Annotated in this window: 20 protein-coding genes; 2 read left to right on the top strand and 18 right to left on the bottom strand. The window is 42.3% G+C overall.

Features of this window, described 5'->3' with window-relative positions:
* Positions 1–30: 30 nt before the first annotated feature.
* The 18 genes from ftsQ to leuO form a co-directional block, all read right to left on the bottom strand.
* Positions 31–840 carry a cell division protein FtsQ gene (gene ftsQ / locus PZ638_RS06125; RefSeq protein ID WP_144140732.1) on the bottom strand — a complete coding sequence of 270 codons (810 nt, stop codon included), beginning with the start codon at positions 838–840 and terminating at the stop codon, positions 31–33.
* Position 841: 1 nt separating this feature from the next.
* Positions 842–1762: a D-alanine--D-alanine ligase gene (locus tag PZ638_RS06120; RefSeq protein ID WP_004262027.1), complete on the bottom strand. Its 921-nt coding sequence runs from the start codon at positions 1760–1762 to the stop codon at positions 842–844.
* A 2-nt stretch (positions 1763–1764) separates the two neighbouring features.
* Positions 1765–3228: a UDP-N-acetylmuramate--L-alanine ligase gene (murC, locus tag PZ638_RS06115; RefSeq protein WP_144140734.1), complete on the bottom strand. Its 1464-nt coding sequence runs from the start codon at positions 3226–3228 to the stop codon at positions 1765–1767.
* 46 nt (positions 3229–3274) lie between these two features.
* Positions 3275–4348 (bottom strand): undecaprenyldiphospho-muramoylpentapeptide beta-N-acetylglucosaminyltransferase, encoded by a 1074-nt coding sequence (murG, locus tag PZ638_RS06110; protein WP_004262030.1) that lies wholly within the window; start codon positions 4346–4348, stop codon positions 3275–3277.
* Complete coding sequence (gene ftsW / locus PZ638_RS06105; RefSeq protein WP_004262031.1) at positions 4345–5538, bottom strand: cell division protein FtsW; 1194 nt, start codon at positions 5536–5538, stop codon at positions 4345–4347. Before ftsW ends, murG begins: the two co-directional genes overlap by 4 nt.
* Positions 5538–6848, bottom strand: a complete 1311-nt coding sequence (gene murD, locus PZ638_RS06100) for a UDP-N-acetylmuramoyl-L-alanine--D-glutamate ligase (protein WP_206277531.1) — start codon at positions 6846–6848, stop codon at positions 5538–5540. The genes ftsW and murD overlap by 1 nt, the downstream gene beginning before the upstream one ends.
* Position 6849: 1 nt before the next feature.
* Positions 6850–7932: a phospho-N-acetylmuramoyl-pentapeptide-transferase gene (mraY, locus tag PZ638_RS06095; RefSeq protein ID WP_004262035.1), complete on the bottom strand. Its 1083-nt coding sequence runs from the start codon at positions 7930–7932 to the stop codon at positions 6850–6852.
* Positions 7926–9290 (bottom strand): UDP-N-acetylmuramoyl-tripeptide--D-alanyl-D-alanine ligase, encoded by a 1365-nt coding sequence (gene murF, locus PZ638_RS06090; RefSeq protein WP_272674071.1) that lies wholly within the window; start codon positions 9288–9290, stop codon positions 7926–7928. The genes mraY and murF overlap by 7 nt, the downstream gene beginning before the upstream one ends.
* Positions 9287–10774 carry a UDP-N-acetylmuramoyl-L-alanyl-D-glutamate--2,6-diaminopimelate ligase gene (gene murE / locus PZ638_RS06085; RefSeq protein ID WP_206277529.1) on the bottom strand — a complete coding sequence of 496 codons (1488 nt, stop codon included), beginning with the start codon at positions 10772–10774 and terminating at the stop codon, positions 9287–9289. The genes murF and murE overlap by 4 nt, the downstream gene beginning before the upstream one ends.
* Positions 10761–12527 carry a peptidoglycan glycosyltransferase FtsI gene (gene ftsI, locus PZ638_RS06080; RefSeq protein WP_004262040.1) on the bottom strand — a complete coding sequence of 589 codons (1767 nt, stop codon included), beginning with the start codon at positions 12525–12527 and terminating at the stop codon, positions 10761–10763. Before ftsI ends, murE begins: the two co-directional genes overlap by 14 nt.
* Before the next feature lie 11 nt (positions 12528–12538).
* The gene (ftsL, locus tag PZ638_RS06075; RefSeq protein ID WP_004262041.1) at positions 12539–12859 is read right to left on the bottom strand and encodes a cell division protein FtsL; all 321 of its coding nucleotides are present in this window, start codon (positions 12857–12859) and stop codon (positions 12539–12541) included.
* Positions 12859–13812, bottom strand: coding sequence for a 16S rRNA (cytosine(1402)-N(4))-methyltransferase RsmH (gene rsmH / locus PZ638_RS06070; protein ID WP_094961362.1), 954 nt, complete (start codon positions 13810–13812; stop codon positions 12859–12861). Before rsmH ends, ftsL begins: the two co-directional genes overlap by 1 nt.
* A 2-nt stretch (positions 13813–13814) precedes the next feature.
* Positions 13815–14273 (bottom strand): division/cell wall cluster transcriptional repressor MraZ, encoded by a 459-nt coding sequence (gene mraZ / locus PZ638_RS06065; protein WP_004262043.1) that lies wholly within the window; start codon positions 14271–14273, stop codon positions 13815–13817.
* Between the two features lie 698 nt (positions 14274–14971).
* Positions 14972–15982 (bottom strand): catabolite repressor/activator, encoded by a 1011-nt coding sequence (gene cra, locus PZ638_RS06060; protein ID WP_094961381.1) that lies wholly within the window; start codon positions 15980–15982, stop codon positions 14972–14974.
* A gap of 84 nt (positions 15983–16066) precedes the next feature.
* Positions 16067–16558, bottom strand: a complete 492-nt coding sequence (gene ilvN, locus PZ638_RS06055; protein ID WP_004262045.1) for an acetolactate synthase small subunit — start codon at positions 16556–16558, stop codon at positions 16067–16069.
* A 2-nt stretch (positions 16559–16560) separates the two neighbouring features.
* Positions 16561–18288 (bottom strand): acetolactate synthase 3 large subunit, encoded by a 1728-nt coding sequence (ilvI, locus tag PZ638_RS06050; protein ID WP_036958468.1) that lies wholly within the window; start codon positions 18286–18288, stop codon positions 16561–16563.
* Positions 18289–18659: 371 nt separating this feature from the next.
* Positions 18660–20471, bottom strand: a complete 1812-nt coding sequence (locus PZ638_RS06045) for an AMP-dependent synthetase/ligase (protein ID WP_036958469.1) — start codon at positions 20469–20471, stop codon at positions 18660–18662.
* Positions 20472–20844: 373 nt separating this feature from the next.
* Entirely contained in the window at positions 20845–21813 is a 969-nt protein-coding gene (gene leuO, locus PZ638_RS06040; RefSeq protein WP_140171045.1) for a transcriptional regulator LeuO, read from the bottom strand.
* A gap of 892 nt (positions 21814–22705) precedes the next feature.
* On the opposite strand from leuO, the gene leuA reads away from it, so the two are divergent.
* Both leuA and leuB read left to right on the top strand, forming a co-directional pair.
* Positions 22706–24283: a 2-isopropylmalate synthase gene (gene leuA, locus PZ638_RS06035; RefSeq protein ID WP_004262054.1), complete on the top strand. Its 1578-nt coding sequence runs from the start codon at positions 22706–22708 to the stop codon at positions 24281–24283.
* Positions 24284–24285: 2 nt separating this feature from the next.
* Entirely contained in the window at positions 24286–25374 is a 1089-nt protein-coding gene (leuB, locus tag PZ638_RS06030; RefSeq protein WP_181488268.1) for a 3-isopropylmalate dehydrogenase, read from the top strand.

Here is a 25374-nt window from a genome sequence, read left to right as displayed (position 1 = left end):
CTGCCTAATTTTTGTTATTAGTCATCGTCTTTATTGTAACTCCGGTGGAGCATCAACCAACAGTGGCGCCCAGCCCACCGCAGCACCACTGGAATAACGTAAGTCAACATAGTCAACGCGTTTATCCGTTGTTTGCTGCAAAAGCGGATACAGTTCAAGGAACCTATTTAACCGCTCTGACACATCTTTCTTACCCAGTTCGATTCTAACATCGTTGTCTAAAATAATTTGCCATGCATTTCTGGCTGTCATCGATAGCGATTTTAGCTTTAGGTTATGTGCTGCTAATGTGTTCTTAAAGACAGCGAACTCTTTAAGAACCTCTTTTTGGCTACCTTGTGGCCCATAAAGCAACACATAATCGCCTTTACCATTTTCACTAACCGGTAAGTTAAATACCCGACCTTGTTCATCCACCATGTTTTGGTCGTTCCACCTAGCGAATGGGCGGTATTCAACAATATGAATTTTCAATTCATCTGGCCATTGTTTACGCACAGTCACTTGGCGTACCCATGGCATCATGCTTATTTGCTTCTGGATAGCGTTGACATCGACGGTCATAAACGTCCCCGGCTGCCCTAGCGCTAAAATAGCCTTTCTAACATCATCATTTTTGGTGTAATGGCGCTCACCCGTTAACACTAACTTGGACATCGGCAGCCGATCCGCATCTTTCATCCAAGTCATTACCATCCAACCACTCCAGATGATAGTGCCAACCACAAATAGGAAGAAAAATAACCCACCTAAAAATGCACCATTACTAGGTCCTCCAGAACGAGGATCCTCATCGTTCCTCTGATTATGATGCCTAACATTTAGTGCTGCTTGTGACATATCAACGAGCCAATCTCAAAATTTGCACAACTAACTGTGAAAAACTCATACCTGCCTGACGAGCAGCCATTGGCACTAGGCTATGGCTTGTCATACCTGGCGATGTATTAACTTCCAACAGATAAAATTGGCCATTGCTGTCTTGCATTACATCAACTCGCCCCCAGCCTTCACAACCAACAACTTGGTAAGCTTTCAGCGCTAAGTCTGCGAGTTCTGACTCAAGCTGTTCATCTAAACCACTTGGGCAAAAATATTGAGTTTCATCAGATAAATATTTCGCTTCGTAGTCATAAAAAATACCTGGTGGTTGAATACGAATTGGCGGTAGAGTGTTGTCTCCTAACACCGCGACCGTGAACTCAGGACCACTCAGCCATTTTTCAATTAACAACGTTTCATCAAATTGAAACGCAAGATCCAGTGCAGCAGGCAATGCCTCTAAGTTATCAACTTTACTCATACCAACACTGGAGCCTTCAAGGCTTGGCTTCACGATAAGCGGTAATCCGAGAAATTGCACTTTAGCGACAATTTGCTCATAAGAAGCCTGCTTATACTGCTGTTTTGTTAAGTAAACATACGGCGATACACTTAATCCTGCACCTTGCCATAATTGTTTTGTTCTCAACTTATCCATGCTAAGCGCTGAAGCCATAACACCACTGCCGGTATAAGGCAGATTTAGTGTTTCTAACAGCCCTTGTAATGTACCGTCTTCACCACCGCGGCCATGTAACGCAATAAAAACTTTGTTGAAACCTGCATCTTTCAATGTTTCTACAGGGAAATCTTGAGGGTCGATAGGATGAGCATCAATACCTGCTTGGCGTAGCCCTGCCAGCACAGCATTTCCTGACTGAAGTGAAACTTCACGTTCAGCAGATGAGCCTCCTAATAGAACCGCAACTTTCTCTGTCATTTTTATTCCTCAATCATCGGTGGCTGTAATTTTGCTTCTGCTAGGCTTTTGGCTATTTTACCAATATTTCCTGCGCCTTGAACTAAAATTAAATCATTTTCATCAAGAGTTTGAGCTAAAATATGTGGAATTTGTTCAATATCTGCAACATAAATAGGATCAATCTGACCACGACCACGAATTGAGCGGCACAATGAGCGGCTATCCGCACCTGGTACATGCTTTTCGCCCGCTGAATATACGTCTAACATTAGCAGCACATCAACCTGCCCCAAAATGTTAACAAAATCATCGTATAAGTCACGAGTACGAGTATAGCGATGCGGTTGGAATACCATTACAATACGCTTATCTGGCCAGCCTGCTCTCGCGGCTTTAATCGTTGCATCCACTTCGGTTGGGTGATGACCATAGTCATCGACTAGCATCACTTCACCCTCTTTGCCATTCACATTTCGCAGAGGGAAATTCCCTAGGAAATCAAAGCGACGCCCTGTTCCTTGAAATTCAACTAGTGCAGATAAAATATGTAAATCGTCAATACCTTCTTCTGTGGCGACCGCCACTGCGGCTGTCGCATTGAGAGCATTGTGACGCCCTGGTGCATTTAGAACCACCGTCAGTTCTGGCATATTTTCACGGGCAATAGTGAAAAAGCCTTGATTTCCTTTTTGCTCATATTGCGTGATACGCACATCAGCGTCTTCACTAAAACCATAAGTGGTGATATAGCGGCCAATTTTGGGTAGTAACGAACGAATGACTGGATCATCAATACACATCACTGCGCGCCCGTAAAATGGCAAATTGTGCAAGAAATTAATGAACGTATTCGTTAAATTATCGAAGTCACCTTGGTAAGTATCCATATGGTCTGCTTCGATATTGGTCACAACGGCAACTAACGGTTGCAAATGCAAGAATGAAGCATCGCTTTCATCGGCTTCTGCGATCAAGTAGCGGCTACTACCTAAACGTGCATGCGTTCCTGCTGATTTAACCAATCCCCCATTCACAAATGTGGGGTCAAGGCCTGCTTGTGCATAAATCCCAGAAATCATTGCTGTCGTAGTGGTTTTCCCGTGGGTACCTGCAACGGCAATACCATGACGATAACGCATTAATTCCGCTAACATTTCTGCACGACGAATAACAGGAATACGCAATTCTTTGGCGGCTTGAATTTCTGGGTTCTCACTTGAGATCGCTGTTGATACGACGACAACACTGGCATTTTCAACGTTCTCTGGACGGTGATTAAAGTAAATCGTTGCCCCTAATGCAGTTAGTTGTTGAGTCACTGCATTCGGTGCTAAATCTGAACCACTAATTTCATAGCCTTCATTTGCCAACACTTCAGCGATACCACCCATGCCAGCACCGCCGATGCCGACAAAATGGATGTGCCTGACTCTTCTCATTTCTGGCACTGATGTTCTTAATTTCGCTAATTGTTGTGTATTCACTATATTTCTTCGCTTCTAATTAATTCGGTATCAATTATGACTAATATTATTTAGCCACTTCACAAATCACGGCAGCAACTCGCTCTGTTGCATCAGTAATTGCACAACTATGTGCTTTTTCAGCCATTGAGAGTAATTCGTTTCTGTCCCATTGCCCTAATAAGCTCGCCACAGCATCTGCGGTAAATTGTGACTGTTCTAAAATTTTAGCCGCCCCCGCTTTTTCTAGCGGTAATGCGTTCCAATACTGTTGACGGTCTTTATGTTGAAAAGGAACAAAAATAGCCGGTAAACCTGCGGCTGCAATTTCACTTACGGTTAGTGCGCCAGACCGACAAACAACAATATCTGCCCATGCGTAAGCTTGCGCCATATCATCAATAAATTCAGTAACTTTATACTCAGAATTGACTGAAACTTGCATGTGCTCATTATACAATGCTTCTGTCGATTCCTTACTGCCTTTTCCCGCTTGATGCCAGATATTTAACTGTTTGCCTACTTTTTCAGCAACCAGAGGCATCACTTGATTTAAAATCCGTGCCCCTTGGCTACCACCGACAACCAATACGCGTATAGCGCCTTCTCGGCCTGCTAAACGTTCCTGTGGTGCAGGTAGAGCCAAAACATCTTCCCGTACTGGATTCCCTACAACTGGTGCGTCAGGAAATGCCCCCGGAAAGGCTTGTAATACTCTTTTTGCAATTCGAGATAGCCATTTATTCGTTAACCCTGCAATACCATTTTGTTCATGAAGCACAACGGGTACACCACATTGCCATGCCGCAATACCACCGGGCCCCGAAACATAGCCTCCCATGCCTAATACAGCATCTGGCTGATAACGCTTGATAATTGTTTTTGCTTGGCGAATCGCTTTATAAATACGCCATGGCGCCCCCAGTTGGGCGGCAATGCCTTTACCCCTGAGGCCAGAAATTTGAATAAATTCAATATCGATACCGTGTTTAGGCACTAATGTTGCTTCCATTCGGTCAGCCGTGCCTAACCAACGGATTTCCCACCCTTGAGCCTGCAAATAATGTGCCACGGCTAAACCTGGAAAAACATGTCCTCCAGTTCCACCTGCCATGACGAGTAATTTCTTTGCCTGACTCATTTAGTGCTCCTTACAAACGCCTGCGCTTTTTCAAGGCGTGTTTCAAAATCAATTCTCAGTAATATCGCAATGGCAGCAGCCATTACCAGTAAACTCGAACCACCATAACTAATTAATGGCAATGTTAACCCTTTTGTCGGTAACATACCGGATGCAGCCCCAACGTTAACTAAGGCTTGGAAGGTAAACCAAATACCAATTGAACAAGCTAAATAACCACCGAATAATTGGTTTGACATCAATGCGCGACGGCCAATCATCATTGCTCTAAATGCCAACATAAAGACCATCAACAGAACCAATACCACGCCAAAGTACCCGAGTTCCTCAGCTAAAACCGAGAAAATAAAGTCTGTGTGTGCTTCTGGCAAATACTCTAATTTTTGTACTGAATTACCAAGCCCTTGCCCAAACACTTCACCACGACCAAAAGCCATTAAAGATTGGGTTAGCTGATAACCACTGCCAAACGGGTCATCCCACGGGTTCAAAAACGATGTGACACGACGTAAGCGGTACGGCTCGAACCAAATCAAAGCCAATACCCCCACTGCGCAAGCGGCAATACCAATAATAAACGGCGCTAACCTTGCGCCCGCTAAAAATAACAATCCCAGAGTGGTAACCACTAATACGATAACGGTCCCTAAGTCAGGCTGTAATAAAAGCAATGACGCCATAACAATCAAAATACACATCGGTTTAATAAAGCCAAGAAAACGGGTTCTGACTTCATCGGATTTACGCACCAAGTAACTGGACACATAGCAAAACAACGTAAATTTCGAAATTTCTGCTGGTTGAATTTTTACCAAACCGATGTCTATCCAGCGTGATGCCCCGTTAACTGAACTTCCTGCAACCAGCACCACCACTAGCATGCCAAGTGAAACCATCAACAAAATGAAATTGTACTTTTCCCAAACTGCCATCGGGATACGCATGACACCCAACGCTAAAATAAATGCGATAACGATATACACCACATCACGCTTAGCGAAATAGAACGGGTCTTCTGTTAAGCGTTGGCCAACTGGCATGGAAGCGGATGTAACCATGATAAAACCCACTGCGGCTAAACCGAATGCCAACCACACTAATGTACGGTCGTAAAGCGTTGAGCCTGAAATCACGCCATTTTTTTCACCAATGACCCAATTTTTTAAACGCATCGCACCCGGTATCGTCATTAACCTAACTCCTGGGCTAATTGAGCAAAGACAGTTCCACGCTGCTCAAAACTTTTAAACTGATCCAAACTGGCACATGCAGGGGATAACAGCACCATGTCCCCCGCTTTTAATTGTGGCGCAATTTGGCGTAAGCTTTGTTCCATAGTCTCAGTCAATACTGATTTTTCAGGTGCCATATCAGCTAATGCTTTCCCATCACGACCAAAGCAATATAAGCGGTAGTTATCCGCAGCAATATATTGTTTTAATGGTGAAAAATCGGCTGACTTGCCATCCCCACCTAATAATAAATAGATATTGCCATTCACGTGTAACCCATTTAATGCCGCTTCTGTACTTCCAACATTTGTGGCTTTAGAGTCATTAATCCAGCGAACACCGTTATTGAATAACACTAATTCGAAACGATGTGCTAACCCCGCATATTCTTTCAATACTTGAAGGCAAGCTGGACGAGGAATATCCACTGCATCCGCCAATGCTAACGCGGCTAACGCATTAAGGTAATTGTGTTGGCCAGTTAAGTGCATTTCATTGACATCTAATAGCTCTTTTCCTTGAGCCACTAATACCCGTTTTTGGGTATCAAAGAAATAATCACCACTATTTAAGCCAAAGCTAATGCATTCATCCAAAGTATGATTAGCGGGTAAGGTCAGTATATCTTGTACGTTAACAATGCAGTTTTGAGCATTGTGATAAATTTTTAATTTCGCTTCACGGTACTGTTCTAGACCTAATGGATATCTATCCATATGATCTTCACTAATATTTAAGACTGTCGCGGCGGTCGCTTCTAGGCTTGAGGTGGTTTCTAATTGGAAGCTTGAAAGTTCTAAAACGTACAGATGATGCCCTGCATTGAGTAATGAAAGTGCTGGCGTACCAATGTTGCCACCTACACCAACTGAAATACCCGCTGCTTTAGCCATTTCGCCAACCAATGACGTGACAGTGCTTTTACCATTTGAACCTGTAATCGCGACAATCGGTGCATCCGCTTCACGGCAAAATAATTCGATATCACCCACAATTTCGATGCCATTTTCTGCAGCCTGCTGTAATTGAGGGGTCGCTAACGCAATTCCTGGACTAGCAACAATTAAATCGGCGGCCTGTAACCAGTTATTATTCAAACTACCACTATGGCATTCTACATTTTCTGGGAGTTTATCTACACCAGGCGGTACTGCACGGGTATCCATAACGCGAGGCACCACGCCGCGCTCAAGGAAAAAGTGAACGCAAGATAGGCCGGTGATCCCCAGCCCAATAATAACGACGTTCTTACCCTGATAATCAACCATCTTAACGCACCTTCAAGGTTGCCAGCCCAATCAGGACTAGCATTAACGAGATAATCCAGAAACGCACGATAACACGTGGTTCTGGCCAACCCTTCAATTCATAATGGTGGTGAATTGGTGCCATACGGAAAATACGTTGTCCACGCAATTTAAATGAACCGACTTGTAAAATAACTGACAGCGTCTCAACGACGAACACACCGCCCATAATCACTAATAAAAACTCTTGGCGCAGTAATACCGCAATAGTCCCCAGTGCACCTCCAAGCGCCAATGAGCCGACATCGCCCATAAATACTTGCGCTGGGTATGTGTTAAACCATAAGAAACCTAACCCTGCCCCCACAATGGCAGTACAGACAATCACCAGTTCACCTGCATGGGGTAAAAATGGAATATGTAAGTAACTGGCAAAGTTGACGTTACCTGTTGCCCATGCCACTAATGCAAAACCTGCGGCAACAAATACCGTTGGCATGATAGCTAAGCCATCCAAGCCATCTGTTAGGTTTACTGCGTTACTGGTTCCAACAATCACAAAATAGGTCAGCAAAATATACAGCATGCCCAGTTGTGGCATTACGTCTTTGAAAAATGGTACAACTAACTGAGTTGCTGGGGTATCTTTACCAATCGCGTACATGGAAAAGGCAACAATTAACGCAATCACGGATTGCCAGAAATATTTCCAACGCGCGATTAAGCCACGAGTGTCTTTACGAACCACTTTCCGGTAGTCGTCAACAAAACCGACAATGCCATACCCGACTAGCACGAGTAGTACACACCAAACGTAAGGGTTGTCTAATCGAGCCCATAACAATGTTGAAACGGTAATTGAAAATAAAATCAATAACCCGCCCATAGTTGGGGTCCCACGCTTACTAAAGTGAGACTCAGGGCCTTCGTTACGAACGACTTGACCAATTTGCATTTTCTGCAGATAAGCAATTAAATGAGGCCCCATCCACAGAGCAATGGCGAGTGCCGTCAGCAAACCGACAATAGCCCTGAACGTCAAATAAGAAAAGACGTTCAGAACAGAAAACTTGTGGACTAACATTTCGGCAAGCCAGACTAACATTCGAAGCACTCCTTCAATGCATTCACAACATCTTCCATCGCGGAGCTGCGTGAACCTTTAACTAAAATAGAAACAACGTCCTTCTGCTGCGCTAGCGGAATTAGTCGGGTTAATAAATCTGCTTTCACTGTGAAGTGCTCACCACACTCACTAAATTGGCTGATCAACTCACTTAACTGACCAACACTGAATACCTTATCTAAACCCGCCTGCTTAGCGGCAACACCTACACGTTGGTGGCAATCTTCGGCATAATCACCCAGTTCCCCCATATCCCCTACCACTAAGATGCGGTAACCCGGCATTTTTTCGAGGACCTGAATTGCTGCGATCATTGAGCCATCATTGGCGTTATAAGTGTCATCTAATACCACTTTGTGTTCACTCAAGCGCACAGGGTATAAACGCCCAGGTACCGCTTGCGTTTTTGCTATGCCGTTTTTGATATCTTCTAGGCTAGCGCCGACAGAAATCGCCAATGCACTTGCCGCTAACACATTAGCAATGTTATGCCGCCCTGGTAATGACAAGGTGATATCGACACTACCAACAGGGGTATGTAACACAAAATCTGTTGTTAGCTGTTTCACTTGAATATCAGAAGGATAGAAATCCGCTTTTGCTTGTGAAGTTAGCGAGTAATACCAAACAGTTTGGCGTGGCTGAAACTGCCATTTTTCACTGTAGCTATCAAGGTTAACAATTGCGGTTCCTTCTTCTGGAACACCTTGATAAATTTCACCTTTGGCTGTCGCAACCCCTTCCGGTGAACCAAAGCCCGCTAAGTGCGCAGCAAATAAATTGTTAACTAACGCCGCTTCTGGTTTAACAATATTGGTTGTGTAGGCGATTTCATTTGGGTGATTAGCACCCATTTCTATCACAGCGAATTCATCATCATTTGTTAAACGAAATAGTGTCAAAGGCACACCAATATCGTTGTTTAAATTACCGGCGGTATATAAGGTTTTACCGCGCTCAGATAAAATGGATGCGGTCATTTCTTTAACAGATGTTTTGCCCGAAGAGCCCGTCAAGCCAACGATTCGAGCTCTGCTCTGCTGACGAACCCATGCAGCCAATTGGCCCATCGCAATACGCGAGTCTTTCACGATAACTTGAGGGCAATCTACATTCAGCTTGCGCTCAACAAGTAACGCTTTAGCTCCCGCAACCACCACTTGTTGTGCGAAATCATGGGCGTCAAAGCGTTCACCTTTTAAGGCAATAAATAGGCAATTTTCAGCAATTTTACGGCTATCGGTACTAACAGAGCTAATCAAAACATTGGTATCTGGAGCAGACTCAATCTGCCCTTGGGTAATCTGTGCCAGTTGAACGAGTGTTAAAGGGATCATGCGATTACCCCCAACAAACGTGCCACCGTTAAACGGTCGGAGTAATCTAGCTTGCGCTGACCAATAATTTGATAATCTTCATGACCTTTGCCGGCAATCACAATCACATCATCAGGAGATGCCTGCAAAATGGTGTTTGTCACTGCTTCTGGACGACCTGGAATGGCCAAGGCACGGCTGGAATCTAATAGTCCAGCCATGATGTCATTAATAATATCGATAGGGTCTTCGCTGCGCGGGTTGTCATCTGTGATCACGATTTTATCTGCATATTCTTCTGCTGCGGCTCCCATCAGAGGGCGCTTACCTTTGTCACGGTCACCACCGCAACCAAATACACACCATAATTGCCCTTTGCAATGTAAGCGTGCTGCCGCTAAGGCTTTTTCTAAGGCATCGGGAGTATGCGCATAATCAACAACAACTGTCGGTTTATTCGGTGCACTAAACACTTCCATACGGCCGCAAACTGGTGACAATGAAGATGTAGCAGCCAGCAGTTTGTTTAACGGATAGTCCATCATCAGCAAAGTTGCCATTGCCACTAATAAGTTGCTGACATTAAATGCTCCCATCAATGGGCTTTCAAAGTCACCATTTCCCCACGAGGAATCAAAATGGATAGTGGCGCCTTTGTCGTGGTATTCAACTTCCGTTGCTTTTAACCATGGGCCTTGCCAATCTTGAGGAATTTTGTTTTCCATGGTCACCGCGCACGCTTGTGGTATACGCTGCAGCCATTTCAAACCAATCGCATCATCCGCATTGATAATTTGCGATTTTGTATTATGTGTGGAAAACAATAACCATTTCGCGGCTTCATAGCTTTCCATATCGCCGTGATAATCAAGGTGATCACGGCTTAAATTAGTGAACACAGCGGCATCAAACTGTAAGTCTGCGACACGGCCTTGTACTAATCCATGGGAAGAAACTTCCATCGCTGTTAATGTTGCTTTTTGGTTCAATAACTGGGTCAATTCAAGTTGAATATCTACCGCAGAGCCCGTGGTATTTTCGCTTGGTGACACATGGCCTAATAGGCCATTACCCACGGTTCCCATTACTGCACTGGTTTCCCCTAGCCCTTGAGCCCATTGAGCAATTAATTGTGTGGTGGTGGTTTTACCGTTAGTCCCCGTCACACCAACGAGTTTCATTTTTGCAGAAGGTTGGTGGTAAAACTCACCGGCCAGTGCAGATAAACGGTTATTCAGGTCATTCAAATAAATAACAGGTACGCCATGAACGAAACGAACTTCGCCTTCAACGGCTTCACCTTCCGCCTCTGCTATTACAGCGGAAACCCCTTGAGCAATCGCTTGAGGAATATAGTGTCGCCCATCCGATTGATGACCTTTTATTGCAATAAACAGATCGCCCGCGGCAGCCTTTCGACTGTCTAGCGTCATCTCACGCAGTGAGATTGGAGTTGTGCTCACACCAAAGGGTGAGAGTAGGTCACAAAGATTACGATCTGCCACTTTTAACCTCTTTTTGACTATTTACGATTTCATTTTGTTCGTTTGGTTGCAATGCATCGGGTTCAACATTCATCAACCGCAAGACCCCACCCATGATTGAGCCAAATACGGGGGCAGAAACCGCACCACCATAGTATTTACCTGCACTTGGCTCATTGATAAGCACAACTAACGCATAGCGTGGATTACTCGCAGGCGCAACACCTGCGGCATAAGCTAAATATTTATTAACATAGCGCCCTTCAGGGCCCACTTTTTTTGCTGTACCGGTTTTAATGGCAATGCGATAGCCTTTAATGGCTGCTCGAGCTCCCCCGCCGCCGGGTAGAGCTACACTCTCCATCATATGCACCACAGTACGCATAATTGGCTCAGGAAAAACACGCGTCCCTGGCACGGGAGGGTCAACTTTAGTGATTGATAGAGGCCGGTAAATACCGAAACTCCCTATCGTTGCATAGGCTCGCGCTAACTGTAACGGTGTTACCATTTGCCCGTAGCCAAAAGAAAAGGTGGCCCTTTCTAAATCAGACCACCGTGTTTTTTTACTTGGAAAGATGCCACTACTTTCCCCGACTAACCCCAGATTAGTCGGCTTGCCAAACCCAAAGCGGCTATACACATCCACCAGCTCAGTGGCAGGCATCGCTAACGCAAGTTTTGAAACACCTACGTTACTCGACTTCTGTAAAATCCCAGTAATAGTTAACTCAGCGTATCGTGCTACGTCTTTGATCTCATGACCACTAATACGATACGGATAAGTATTAATTACTGAGTTTTCTTTAATAATTTTGTTATGTAGCGCACTCATTACCACCATAGGTTTTACTGTTGAGCCCGGCTCAAAAATATCCGTAATGGCGCGGTTACGCATCGCATCCATTGATGTACCCGTTAAGTTATTTGGGTTATAGGATGGGCTATTCGCCATTGCTAAAATTTCACCGGTATGAACATCAACTAAAATTGCCACCCCCGATTCCGCTTTATTTTCCTGCACGCCACGTGTTAATTCACGGTAAACAATGGATTGAATACGTTCATCAATGCTTAATGTCAGATTATGCGCAGCTTGGCTGTCAATAGACGAAATGGTTTCAATCACTCGCCCATTACGGTCTTTACGGACTGTACGTTCACCCGGCGCACCTTTTAACCAACGGTCAAAGCTTTTTTCGACGCCTTCAATCCCTTCACCATCAATGTTTGTTACCCCCAACAAGTGAGCGGTAACTGGGCCTGATGGGTAATAACGACGAGATTCTTTGCGTAAGTAAATACCCGGTATTTTTAATTTTTTAACGTAATCACCAATAGATGGGTTAACTTGGCGCGCTAAATACACAAAACGGCCTCTTGGATTGGCCGATATTTTGCTCGTAATTTGTTCTAATGGAATTTCAAGTGCGTCTGCCAGTGCTTTCCAGTGTTCGTCATTGCTTATTCCCCCTTTTTCAAACACCTCTTTGGGGTCTGCCCAGATCGCATTGACTGGCACACTCACGGCAAGTTGCCGCCCTTCTCGGTCGCTAATCATTCCTCGTGATGTCGCAACTTCTTGCACTCGTAAAGAGCGCATATCGCCTTCTTTCACCAGTTTCTCTGGCGCAATAATTTGCAGATAAGCCACCCGCGTTAGCAACCCTGCTAACGCTAAGACAATGCATCCGCACAGCAAAATAAAGCGCCAGCGGACAAAGCTGGTACTCTCTTCTTGTTTCTTATTTTTCGCTGTTTTTGGTGCTTTCATTAGGAACCTTTTTATTGCTTAGAAACAATAATTTTTTCTTGTGATGGTTCAACTTGCACCATCTGTAATTTTTCAACCGATAAACGTTCTATTCGGCTATGGCTCGCAAGGGCGTTTTCTTCAAGGATCAAATTACGCCATTCGATATCTAACAAGTCTTTTTCTTCATACAACTTATCTTTTGCGGCCGTTAGTAAACGCGTTTCATGTGCCGTTGTTACCACAAAAACAGCACTGATAATAATTGCCACTAATAAAATCAAAGGAACGATGCCATAACGAAATAAATCACGCCCAATGACGCGAGCTAGGCTGTGCCTTTCTGGAACCATTATTCCGCCGCCTTCTCAGCAAACCGCAACACGGAACTACGTGCGCGTGGATTTTCATCAATTTCGTTTTCCGAAGGTTTCATCTTACCTAGGTCACGTAACTGCGCTGCACCTAACTCTTTAATCTGCGCTTCAGTAAGAGGAATACCTGCTGGCACCGATGGACCTTTACTATTTTTGCGAATAAACCGTTTTACTAACCTGTCTTCCAACGAATGGAAACTGATAACTGATAAACGCCCTTGTGGTGCTAAAACGTTCATTGCGCCTTCTAACGCTTTTTCTATTTCTTCCAATTCACTGTTGATATAAATTCGAATGGCTTGGAAGCTACGCGTCGCTGGGTGCTTATGTCTGTCTTTCATTGGGCTAACTTTTGCAATTAATTCAGCAAGATGCCGTGTGCGTGTTAACGGTTCTTCTTCCGGGTTATGGTTACGCTCAACAATCGCTCTCGCAATTCGTTTAGCAAAACGCTCTTCACCAAAAGTTTTTAAAACCCAAGCTATGTCATCCGCTTCTGCGTCCATCAACCATTGCTGTGCAGATTGCCCTTTGGTTGGGTCCATCCTCATATCTAACGGCCCGTCACGCATAAAGGAAAAACCGCGTTCAGGGTCATCTAACTGGGGTGAAGAAACGCCTAAATCCAGCAGTACGCCATCAATTTGCCCGACTAACCCTTCTTCTTCGACATACTCTGCAATCGCAGAAAATGGGCCATGTTTAATCATAAAACGAGGGTCATCAATAGTTTGAGCCGCTTTTATTGCCTCTGGGTCACGGTCTATGGCGATTAAACGACCATTTCCGCCAAGCTGACTTAATATCAACCTTGAATGACCACCACGACCAAATGTGCCATCAATGTAGATACCGTTAGGTTTAATGTTTAAGCCATTAACGGCTTCATCCAGTAATACTGTTACGTGTTTAAATTGCTGTTGCGTCATTATTAAAGTGACAAATCCTGTAAGCGGGCTGAAAGTGGTTCATTGGTAAGGCGCTCAGCGGCAATATCATCTTCCACTTGCTGATACCAAGTTTGTTCATCCCAAAGTTCAAATTTATTAATCTGGCCAACCAACATGACCTCTTTGGTTAGCCCTGCGTGTTGACGCAATGTACTGGCTAACAAAAGACGCCCCGCGTTGTCCATTTGGCATTCACTTGCATGGCCCAATAACAGCCGTTGCACGCGTCGTTCAGCAGGGTTCATCGTCGATAACCGAGAAAGCTTTTCTTCGATAATCTCCCACTCAGGTAAGGTATAAAGCAGCAGACATGGCTGGTGAAGGTCAATGGTACAAACCATTTGCCCTTTCGATTCCTCGTTCAGCATTCCTCGATAACGAGTCGGCACGGTTAGACGCCCTTTGCTGTCGAGATTAACCAGTGTTGCCCCACGAAACATACCCGATTAAACCCCTTTTATTTCCAAGCCACCCACTTTACCCCACAATTCACCACATATAAAGTTTACGAATGGTATGAAAACGTTGTCAAGCCAGTCGCACTCAGCTTTAGCTTTATTTACAGAACAATTCAGAAAAAATAAGGGTAGGTAAAATATGACTTGGAAAGAAAATGCGAAATAACAAGTTGATATAATTAATATATTTTATAAAGTGCAACTTAAATAAGCGAGATCACTCTAGATTGCTGCAAAATCATACAAATCATTATAAATTCAACTTAAGTCTCATTTTTAATCAGTATATCTTGTACCGGTTATTTACTTTTATTGAGTCCCCAAATAATCATTAATATCTAATAATGGTAAAAACACCCCGAAAGAAAAATAAAACCATTAAATATCAACATAATAAATAACTGTTTTAATAAACAGTATTTAATTTTAAATATTTATCGCACAAATCAGTAATACATCTACAATAAATTTATATTAATTTAATCATCCGATTTAGCTTTCATTTTAAAATCAGCAATAAATATCTTAAGATAAATCCTAAAGTTAAATATTTACCTACTTTTAGCTTATAAAAAAAAAGCCCCTACAAGATAGGGGCCGTTATATTACTCATTATTGTGACCAACATCACTCATTATCGTGTAAATATTCACTGTTCGATTAAAGTTAAGTCTATTTTACTACTGCTTACGACCTAAACTTCCACGACGGCATAAATCACGGCGAATACGAGTAATACCAGGTTCTGGTTTTTGCTTTTCATCAAGGCTGGCAAGTACTAATTCTAAAATACGTTCAGCGATATCCCTATGGCGTTGTGCAAGGGAAAGCACTGGGCACTCGAGAAAATCTAATAACTCATTATCACCAAATGTGGCAATGACCATGTGCTCAGGTAAACGACCACTACGTTTCAACGCAACATCTAATACACCTTGTAGTAAGGAAAATGATGTTGTAAATAACGCGTCAGGCATCTCGTTACCGCTATCAAGCCAATGTGCAAAAACCTCTGCTGCTGAATCGCGTTCATAGCTATTTGCATACAGATAATCAATCTTGCGCGGGTCTTCATGCCATGCTTTACGGAAACCTTGCTCGCGTAAATAGCTGACAGACAGCTCAGGTAACGCCCCCAAATACAATACGGATTCAGCATTAAACTTACGTAATTCTGCTGAAATCATGAAAGCATCTTCTTGGTCATCACCAACGACACTAATAAAATGCTCTTTTTCAAGGGCTCTATCAAGTGCGATAATCGGTAAAGAACGGTTCGCCCAACGCTGATAAAACGGGTGTTCCGGCGGTAAAGCTGTCGAAACAATAATGGCGTCAACTTGTCGTTGCAAAAGGTGCTCAACACAACGAATTTCATTGTCAGGTTGGTCTTCTGAGCATGCTATTAGTAGTTGATAACCACGTTGACGCGCCTGCCTTTCAAGGTAATTTGCTATACGGGTATAGCTGGTATTTTCCAAGTCTGGGATCACTAACCCTATAGAACGGGTACGCCCTGCTCGTAGCCCCGCAGCAACTGCATTTGGATGGTAATTGTGCTCTCTGACGACTGCCATCACTTTTTCTACAGTTTTATCGCTGACTCGATACTGCTTGGCCTTGCCGTTGATCACATAACTAGCCGTTGTGCGGGAAACACCCGCTAGACGGGCTATCTCATCCAGTTTCACGTTAACCTCTTTACAATTTTGGGAATAGCCCCGAATCATTCGGGGCCTTAAACGCGATTATTCTACCTTCGGAAGATAAATTTTTCATCGCATAATTTTATCACCGCGTGAAACTCCGACGATCCCTGAGCGTACAACTTCAACAATTTCAGCAACACCACGCACTGATTCGATAAAAGCATCCAGTTTTTCGCTTGTTCCCGCTAGCTGAACGGTATAAAGCGTTGGGGTTACATCAACAATTTGTCCACGGAAAATATCCGCACAGCGCTTCACTTCATCACGCCCATATCCAGAGGCCTGTAGCTTCACTAACATGATTTCACGTTCAATATGTGCTGACGCCGTCAGCTCACTGACACGCAGCACATCAACCAATTTATGCAATTGTTTCTCAATTTGCTCAAGAACTTTTGCATCCCCTTTAGTTTGGATAGTCATACGTGACAATGTTGGATCGTCCGTTGGCGCCACGGTCAAACTTTCAATATTATAACCACGCTGAGAGAACAGACCTATGACACGGGACAAAGCACCTGATTCATTTTCTAATAAAACGGATAAAATACGACGCATGATCAGGTCCTCTCTGTTTTGCTCAACCACATTTCATCCATTGCGCCGCCACGGATCTGCATTGGATAAACGTGCTCAGTTTCATCAATATTTACGTCAACGAAGACTAATCGCTGATTTTCATTTACTTCAACAAGGGCTTGTTTTAGTTTTTCTTCCAGCTCATCAGGTGTTGTTATCGAAATACCAACGTGGCCATAAGCTTGCGCTAACTTGATGAAATCAGGCAATGATTGCATGTAGGATTGCGAATGGCGGCCTTGATAAATCATATCTTGCCATTGTTTTACCATGCCTAAGAAACCATTGTTTAAGTTGAGTACTAAAACCGGTAAACCATATTGCAGGGCTGTTGAAAGCTCCTGAATGTTCATTTGGATACTGCCGTCCCCGGTCACACAAACAACTGTCGATTTTGGATGCGCTAATTTCACCCCTAATGCAGCAGGTAAACCAAAGCCCATCGTGCCAAGACCTCCAGAATTTATCCAATGTCGAGGTTTATCAAAGGGATAATATAATGCGGCAAACATTTGGTGCTGCCCGACGTCAGATGTCACATACGCTTCACCTTTCGTTAAACGGTAAATCATTTCAATAGCTTGTTGTGGCTTAACTTTTGTTGGGCTGGTTTCATAACGTAAACATTGTTTACTACGCCACTGTTCAATTTCTTTCCACCATGCAGTGAGCGCTTGGTTATCTTGTTTTGCTGAAGCCTGGTCTAACTGACCTAACATTTGCTTTAATGTAAGTTTCGCATCACCCACGATTGGGATGTCCGCATTAACCGTTTTTGAGATAGACGTTGGGTCAACATCAATTTGGATAACAGTCGCATTTGGGCAGTATTTTTCTAAGTTGTTCGTTGTTCTATCATCAAAACGAACACCAACAGCAAAAATCACATCTGAGTTATGCATAACCTTATTAGCTTCATAGGTTCCATGCATTCCAAGCATCCCGACAGACTGCTTGTGAGTTTCTGGGAAAGCTCCTAACCCCATTAAGGTTGATACTACTGGTAATTGTAGTTTTTCTGCCAACTCAATAAGTTCAGCAGAGCAATTCGCGTTAATCGCTCCCCCGCCAATATAAAAAACCGGTTTTTTTGCCGAAACTAATTTAGTTAACGCTTTTTTGATTTGACCTTTGTGGCCTTGCAGCGTTGGGTTATAAGAACGTAAAGAAACATTTTCTGGATAACGATAAGCAAACTTCAAGGCAGGGTTAACGGTGTCTTTAGGGAAATCAATAACTACAGGCCCAGGACGCCCACTTGCCGCAATATAAAAAGCTTTCTTGATGGTTTCAGGAATTTCTTCTGCGCTTTTAATTAAAAAACTGTGCTTTACTATTGGCCTTGAAATCCCAACCATGTCGCATTCTTGAAACGCATCATTACCAATTAGCGAACTGGCAACCTGCCCCGATAACACCACCATCGGTACTGAATCCATATAAGCTGTCGCAATACCCGTAATCGCATTCGTTGCCCCTGGCCCCGATGTCACTAACACGACCCCAACATCTCCTGTTGAACGTGCATAACCATCAGCCATATGCACCGCAGCCTGTTCATGACGCACTAATATGTGTTCTACCCCGCCAACAGTATGAAGTGCATCATAAATATCCAATACGGCACCGCCTGGATAACCAAACACGTGCTTTACTCCTTGGTCAATCAACGATTTGACGACCATTTCCGCTCCCGACAACATCTCCATGAGTTTGCCCCCAGACATTATTTGCAAGTGAAGAGGTATGCTCTACCTCTTTATTTTTATCATTTAAATAGTGAAATTCGTACTATTAACATATCTCTCCGGCTGAAACGAAGCAAACACCATTTCAGTGCAAGGATCACGAAACTTTCACATCATCTTGAACATGGGAATTTGATAGATAAATTGACTGCGTATGAAAATAATAGAAGGAAAAATGACTGGCATGAATGAAAAAACAGTGCAACTTTAATTAGTTGGAACCGTTACAATTTTTAATATTGAGCTATTATTTGAATGAATAAATAAAAACAGAGCAAAAACAAGACCTGACTTACCCATAATACAGGTAAGCCAGATAATTAAATGGTAAATTATTCTTTGTACATCGATTCAATTTCTAATTGATAGCGCTCAGAAATGATTTTACGACGTAGCTTTAAAGTCGGCGTTAATTCACCTTTTTCCATTGAAAATGTGGTTGGTAGCAATGTAAAACGCTTAACTTGATGGAAATTTTCGATATTCTTTTGTAAATCTTTTAAGCGACTTTCGAATAATGCCACAATATTCGAGTCTTTTAAGAGTTCTAAACGATCTCGATATTTCAGGTTTATTGAATGGGCATATTCTTCTAAGCTGTCATAGCAAGGCACAATAAGCGCTGAAACAAACTTACGAGCATCGGCAATGACTGCGATGTGTTCAATAAACTTGTCTTGCCCTAATACGCCTTCAATCATCTGCGGTGCAATATATTTTCCATTAGACGTTTTCATTAAATCTTTTAGTCTATCTGTAATATATAAATTACCTTGTTCGTCAATTTTCCCTGCATCACCTGTTTTTAACCAGCCATCCGCTGTAAATGTATCTAAGGTTTCAATCGGGCGGTTGTAATAGCCTTTCATAACCACCGGCCCTTTTACTTGTATTTCATCGTCTTTACCAATACGTACTGAAACAGAAGATAGTGGTGTACCAATCGAGCCTAATGGGTATTTCCCTTCTTCCCAGCAAGATACCGTGGCACAGGTTTCTGACATACCATAGCCGTATTTAATGTTTACCCCTGCAGAAAGGAAAAATGCAATCACATCGTCATCAAGACGGGCACCTGCAGCTGGCATGAACCGAATTCGCCCCCCTAACCCTTCACGAATTTTATTGAGGACCAGTTTGTCGACCATCGGGAAAATAGCGCGGTTAATAAAAGAGGGTTTGCGGCCTTTTGCTAAGGCTTTCACTCGGCTTCTGCCAAGGGATAATGCACAGCGAAATAGTGCCCTACGTACTAAAGGTGCTTTTGCCACTTTACTGTGTATTGCTGAATAAACTTTTTCATAAAAACGTGGAACCGCACACATTACTGTCGGTTTTACCTCAGCTAATGCTTCCCGAACCTGATTGGTGTCCGTTAAATAAACGTTTAGTGCTCCAACGTGCATAACGTAAAAGCTCCACGCACGTTCAAAAACATGTGAAAGTGGTAAAAAACTTAAAGAAACATCATCAGCGGTGAGTTGTAATCGTTCGTCATGGAGATACAGCTGCGCAGCCATGTTGTAGTAATCCAACATAACGCCTTTGGGTTCTCCGGTAGTACCTGATGTATAGATGATGGTAAATAAATCACTGAGATTATGCGCAGCGATGCGTTCATCCAGTTCTGCTTGGTATGCGGTTTGTGATTGCGCCATAAACGTGGATAAATGCATGGTGTTGATTGAAATATCAGCCAACTTAACATTGTCATTCATCACAACAATCGTGGTTAATTGAGGGCAAAGAGCGGGTAATTGGCATGCAACTTGATATTGCGCCTCTTCCCCAACAAATAACACTTTAATATTTGCGTCGTTAATAATATACGCAGCTTGCTCGACACTGCTAGTCGCATAAAGTGGCACCGTGACCGCCCTAATTTGTAACGCGGCAAAATCCACTAATGACCAATTCATACTGTTGTGGGCAAATAACCCAATATTTTCTTGTGCGATAACGTTTAATGCTAAGAGGTGTCGAGAAATCGCTGAAGTGCGATCGCCAACCTCCCCCCACGTTAATGAGCTACGTTGCCCGTTATCCCATTGACTGAAAGCTATCCGGTTCGCTGATTCTTGTGCAGTAACCCTGCTACGTAAGCGATTAACCAAGTGGTATGGATATAGATTTTCAGTAATCAAAGTTTATTCCCTATAAGTCATTATCGATATAAGCTACTCGGCACATTCACAAGCACTTAACCATTCTTATTATTTCAGCTTACAAGTGTTAGCTGAATATTCGCAGTGTATCGACTAAAGAGATGCGTGAAAAGCATTTATATGTAAATTTTTTGCAAATGTTATGTCTGCTACAAAACTCACCATAGCACCTAATATAATGAGTTAATCAGCTTGTTGGCATGTGGATTTTGTTATAAGCACGTTTGCAGAAATATAGAGGTTGTTGGACTTAAGGGACAATTTCATTTGTTATTGTCCCTTAACAAAATGAGCTATTTCTTTCTCATCAGTTCGAGATAGCCTACAACCTCTAATATTTTAAATAGGCGTGTTATGCCGCAACAGGCTGTTCAGAGAGTTCCTCAATCAATTGATTGAATTGAGACTTCATCCATTGATGGCCTTTATCCCTAACCGTTGATTCATGCCAAGTTAAGTAACAAGGCAGTGTATCCTTAAGCCAAGGTAACGTTAACGTACGTAATTTAAGTTGCCCAAAGTGATGATTAACTAACCATTTTGGCACAATAGCCACGAGATCAGTTTGAGCAACAATACTCAATACACTATTTAAGTCAGTCCCTTGATAACTAACCGTATGCGATAACTCAGTATTATTATAATAAGGTTTACTAAATGACCCCATGTTATCCATTGACATAATAGCGTGGCGTTCATTATTTAGTTCAGTTTCAGAAATTGAATTACCAATACGTGGATGATGATTTGCCACCACTAACACCAATTCGTCATCAAATAAAACCTGATGCTGAAATTCCGTCTTTTCTAATTGATTATAGCCAAGGAAGAAATCCATTTCTTGGTATTTTAATTGATGAGCAATTTTATCACCCATAAAAGAATGAATGATTATATTAATATTAGGCGAAACTACCTTAAATTTTTCGACAATAATAGCAGCCAGGCGAATATCTAACGGTGAACAGATAGATAAATTAAATACCCGATCACTATTTTGTGGGTTAAAACCTGCGCTAGGTAATTCATTATGAACTAATTGTAATGCTTGCCTAATAGGCCCAAATAATTGTTTAGCACGCGATGTCGGCTGAATACCACGCCCATACCGCACAAATAACTCGTCATTAAACATTGATTTTAAACGTGAAACCGCATTACTTACTGCAGGCTGAGACATCCCTAGAACTTGCGCAGCTTTTGTCACATTTTGCATCTGCATAACCACGTCAAAAACCGTTAATAGGTTAAGATCAACATTACGTAAATGAATATCGCTACTATCTTTTTTAGCTGTTGAAATTGTATCAAAATCAGTCATTTTTTACTCCACTAATATATTTATCATTTTTCATTAACGAAAAGAGTCATTCATCTAAAGAAACCGACGAATATATAAATTCATTAAATATTATTCTTAAAACAACTTATAGATAATAAGCTATTTCGCTTTCCCTGCATTTATTAAAACGACGTTTATATTACTTAACCTATTAATTAAACTTGCAGTATAAATATCATCATAAAACGTAAATATTCATCAAAATAATGAGTGATAACTACTAATTAGACTTGCAATCACTCACCGTAAAAATAATAAAGCAATTTTTGCAAGAAATCATAATAAATCGTATTTAGAATCAATAAATATCCTCATTATCAGATTATTTTTTAAATACTCATTTATTAGATAATTAACTTAATTAAAAAGCATTGGTGTAGGTGATTCGTTCCTTGCGTTGAACTTCAACTCATAGGAAAACAGAAAAACATCATAAAATTCAACATATTAAACTCACTCAATACTTAGGCAATGCCTGATTGAAGAATTTTACCCTTATAATTACATAAAAATCCAGACAAAACAGAAGGGTTACACCAAAAAAATAGCAACAACCACCAACTAAAAGCCATAATTCATGATTGGTAAAAATATGCTAAAAATCTATGATTGACATTAACTTTAAGATAACGTATCAATAAATACAGTTTAATTAAGATACTCAAGAGAGACGGTTGCAATGACATTTTCTATTCGCCTACTAAGCCTACTACTACTCGCATTAAATTTGCGCGGTATGCTTATGGACGAAAAATAGAAACAAACTGTCCACAAACATTAAGAACCCGCGCAACCGCGGGTTTTTTTATGCCTGCGGCTTTGGAAGAACATAACACTCAGTAAAAACAAAATTCGATATGAGGAACATAATATGAGCAACCAAGTCATTATCTTTGATACCACCTTACGCGACGGTGAGCAGGCATTACAGGCTAGTTTATCAGTCAAAGAAAAATTACAAATCGCCTTTGCGTTAGAACGTTTAGGCGTTGATATCATTGAAGCCGGTTTCCCAGTCTCTTCACCAGGTGACTTCGAGTCCGTTCAAACCATTGCCAGAGAAATCAAAAATAGCCGAATTTGTGCATTAGCACGTTGTATTGAAAATGATATTGATGTTGCAGCCGAGTCATTAAAGGTTGCCGAAGCCTTTCGTATCCATATTTTCTTAGCCACCTCCAATTTGCATATGGAGAAAAAATTAAATAAATCCTTTGATGGCGTAATGGATATGGCAATCAATTCCATCAAGCGCGCTAGACGCTATACCGACGACGTTGAATTCTCCTGTGAAGACGCTGGCCGTACTGACCCTGACAATTTGTGCCGCATTGTAGAAACGGCTATAAATGCGGGAGCCACCACCATTAATATCCCAGATACTGTAGGTTATACAACGCCTTACCAATTTGGTGGAATTATCACTGATTTGTATAACCGTGTACCAAATATCGATAAAGCCGTTATTTCTGTTCATTGCCATGATGATTTAGGGATGTCGGTTGCTAACTCAATCAGTGCCGTGCAAGCCGGTGCCCGCCAAGTAGAAGGGACAATTAATGGCTTAGGTGAACGCGCTGGCAACACGGCATTAGAAGAAGTGATTATGGCAATTAAATTGCGCGAGCAAATGTTAAATGTGCATACCAATATTAATCACAAAGAAATTTACCGGACCAGCCAATTAGTTAGCCAATTATGTAATACACCAATTCCAGCGAATAAAGCGGTTGTCGGCAGCAACGCATTTGCTCACTCATCAGGAATTCACCAAGATGGCGTACTGAAAAACCGCGAAACCTATGAAATCATGACGCCTGAGTCCATTGGCTTAAAAGAACAACAACTGAATTTAACCTCACGCTCAGGCCGTGCCGCTGTTAAGCACCGTATGGAGGAAATGGGGTATCACGAAGGTAAAGACTTCAAATTGGATGAATTATATACTGCATTTTTGAATTTAGCCGATAAAAAAGGTCAAGTGTTTGACTATGACTTAGAAGCCTTGGCTTTCTTTACTAAACAACAAGATGAAACTGACCACTTCGTCATGGACTATTTCAGTACGCAATCAGGCTCTAGTATTGTTGCGACAGCAACAGTCAAAATGCAGTGTGGTGATGAAGTGAAATCTGAAGCTGCAACCGGTAATGGCCCCGTTGATGCGATTTACCAAGCTATCAGCAACATTACACAATTCCCTATGAAGTTAGTCTCTTATCAGTTGTCAGCTAAAGGCCACGGTGAAAATGCATTAGGCCAAGTGGATATCGTGGTTGAATGCCATAACCGTAAGTTCCACGGGATGGGGTTAGCGACAGATATCGTTGAATCTTCAGCAAAAGCCATGGTGCATGTGTTGAATAGCATTTGGCGCTCAGAGCAAGTTGAAAAAGAAAAACAAAAAATAAATCAAGAATCACAATCAAACACAAAGGAAGCTGTTTAACAATGTCTAGTTATAAAATTGCCGTATTACCGGGAGATGGCATCGGTCCAGAAGTGATGGCGCAAGCTCACAAAGTTTTAGCTGCTATCAGCAAACGTTTTGCAATAACAATCAACACCACTGAATATGATGTTGGCGGTGCGGCAATCGACAAGCACGGTGAGCCATTACCACAGGCCACAGTAAAAGGTTGTGAGGAAGCTGACGCTGTCTTATTTGGTTCTGTCGGTGGGCCGAAATGGGAACACTTGCCACCTGATAGCCAGCCTGAACGTGGTGCATTATTGCCTTTACGTAAGCATTTTAAATTATTCAGTAATTTACGCCCTGCTCGCTTATATCAAGCATTAGAAGCATTCTGCCCATTACGTGCAGACATCGCAGCTCAAGGCTTTGATATTCTTTGTGTGCGTGAATTAACAGGTGGGATTTACTTCGGTCAACCAAAAGGCCGCAAAGGTGAAGGCCAAGAAGAATACGCATTTGATACTGAAGTTTATCACCGCTATGAAATCGAGCGTATCGCACGTATTGCTTTTGAATCAGCCCGCAAACGTAATAACAAAGTCACATCAATCGACAAAGCAAACGTGTTACAAAGCTCGGTCTTATGGCGTGAAGTGGTTAATCAAATCGCAAAAGAATATCCAGATGTTGAAGTCAGCCATATGTATATCGATAACGCAGCCATGCAAATGATCAAAGCCCCATCTCAGTTTGATGTGGTGTTATGTTCTAACTTGTTCGGCGATATCATTTCTGATGAATGTGCAATGATCACCGGTTCCATGGGCATGTTACCTTCTGCGAGCTTAAATGAAGCTGGATTTGGTTTGTATGAACCTGCGGGAGGCTCTGCACCAGATATTGCTGGAAAAAATATTGCCAACCCAATTGCACAAATTTTATCTGCTTCCATGTTGTTAAGATTTAGCTTAGACCAAGCCGATGCAGCAGATGCAATCGAACGTGCGGTCAATAAAGCCTTAGAAGAAGGTTATAGAACATCCGACTTAGCGGGTGCAGGTCAGTCAATAAGTACCAGTGAAATGGGCGATATTATTGCTCGTTATATTGCAGAAGGGGTTTAA

It is taken from the genome of Providencia hangzhouensis (genome assembly GCF_029193595.2).
Lineage (GTDB): Bacteria > Pseudomonadota > Gammaproteobacteria > Enterobacterales > Enterobacteriaceae > Providencia > Providencia hangzhouensis.
Note: the sequence above shows the minus strand (reverse complement) of the source record. Positions and strands in the feature narration are given on the sequence as shown.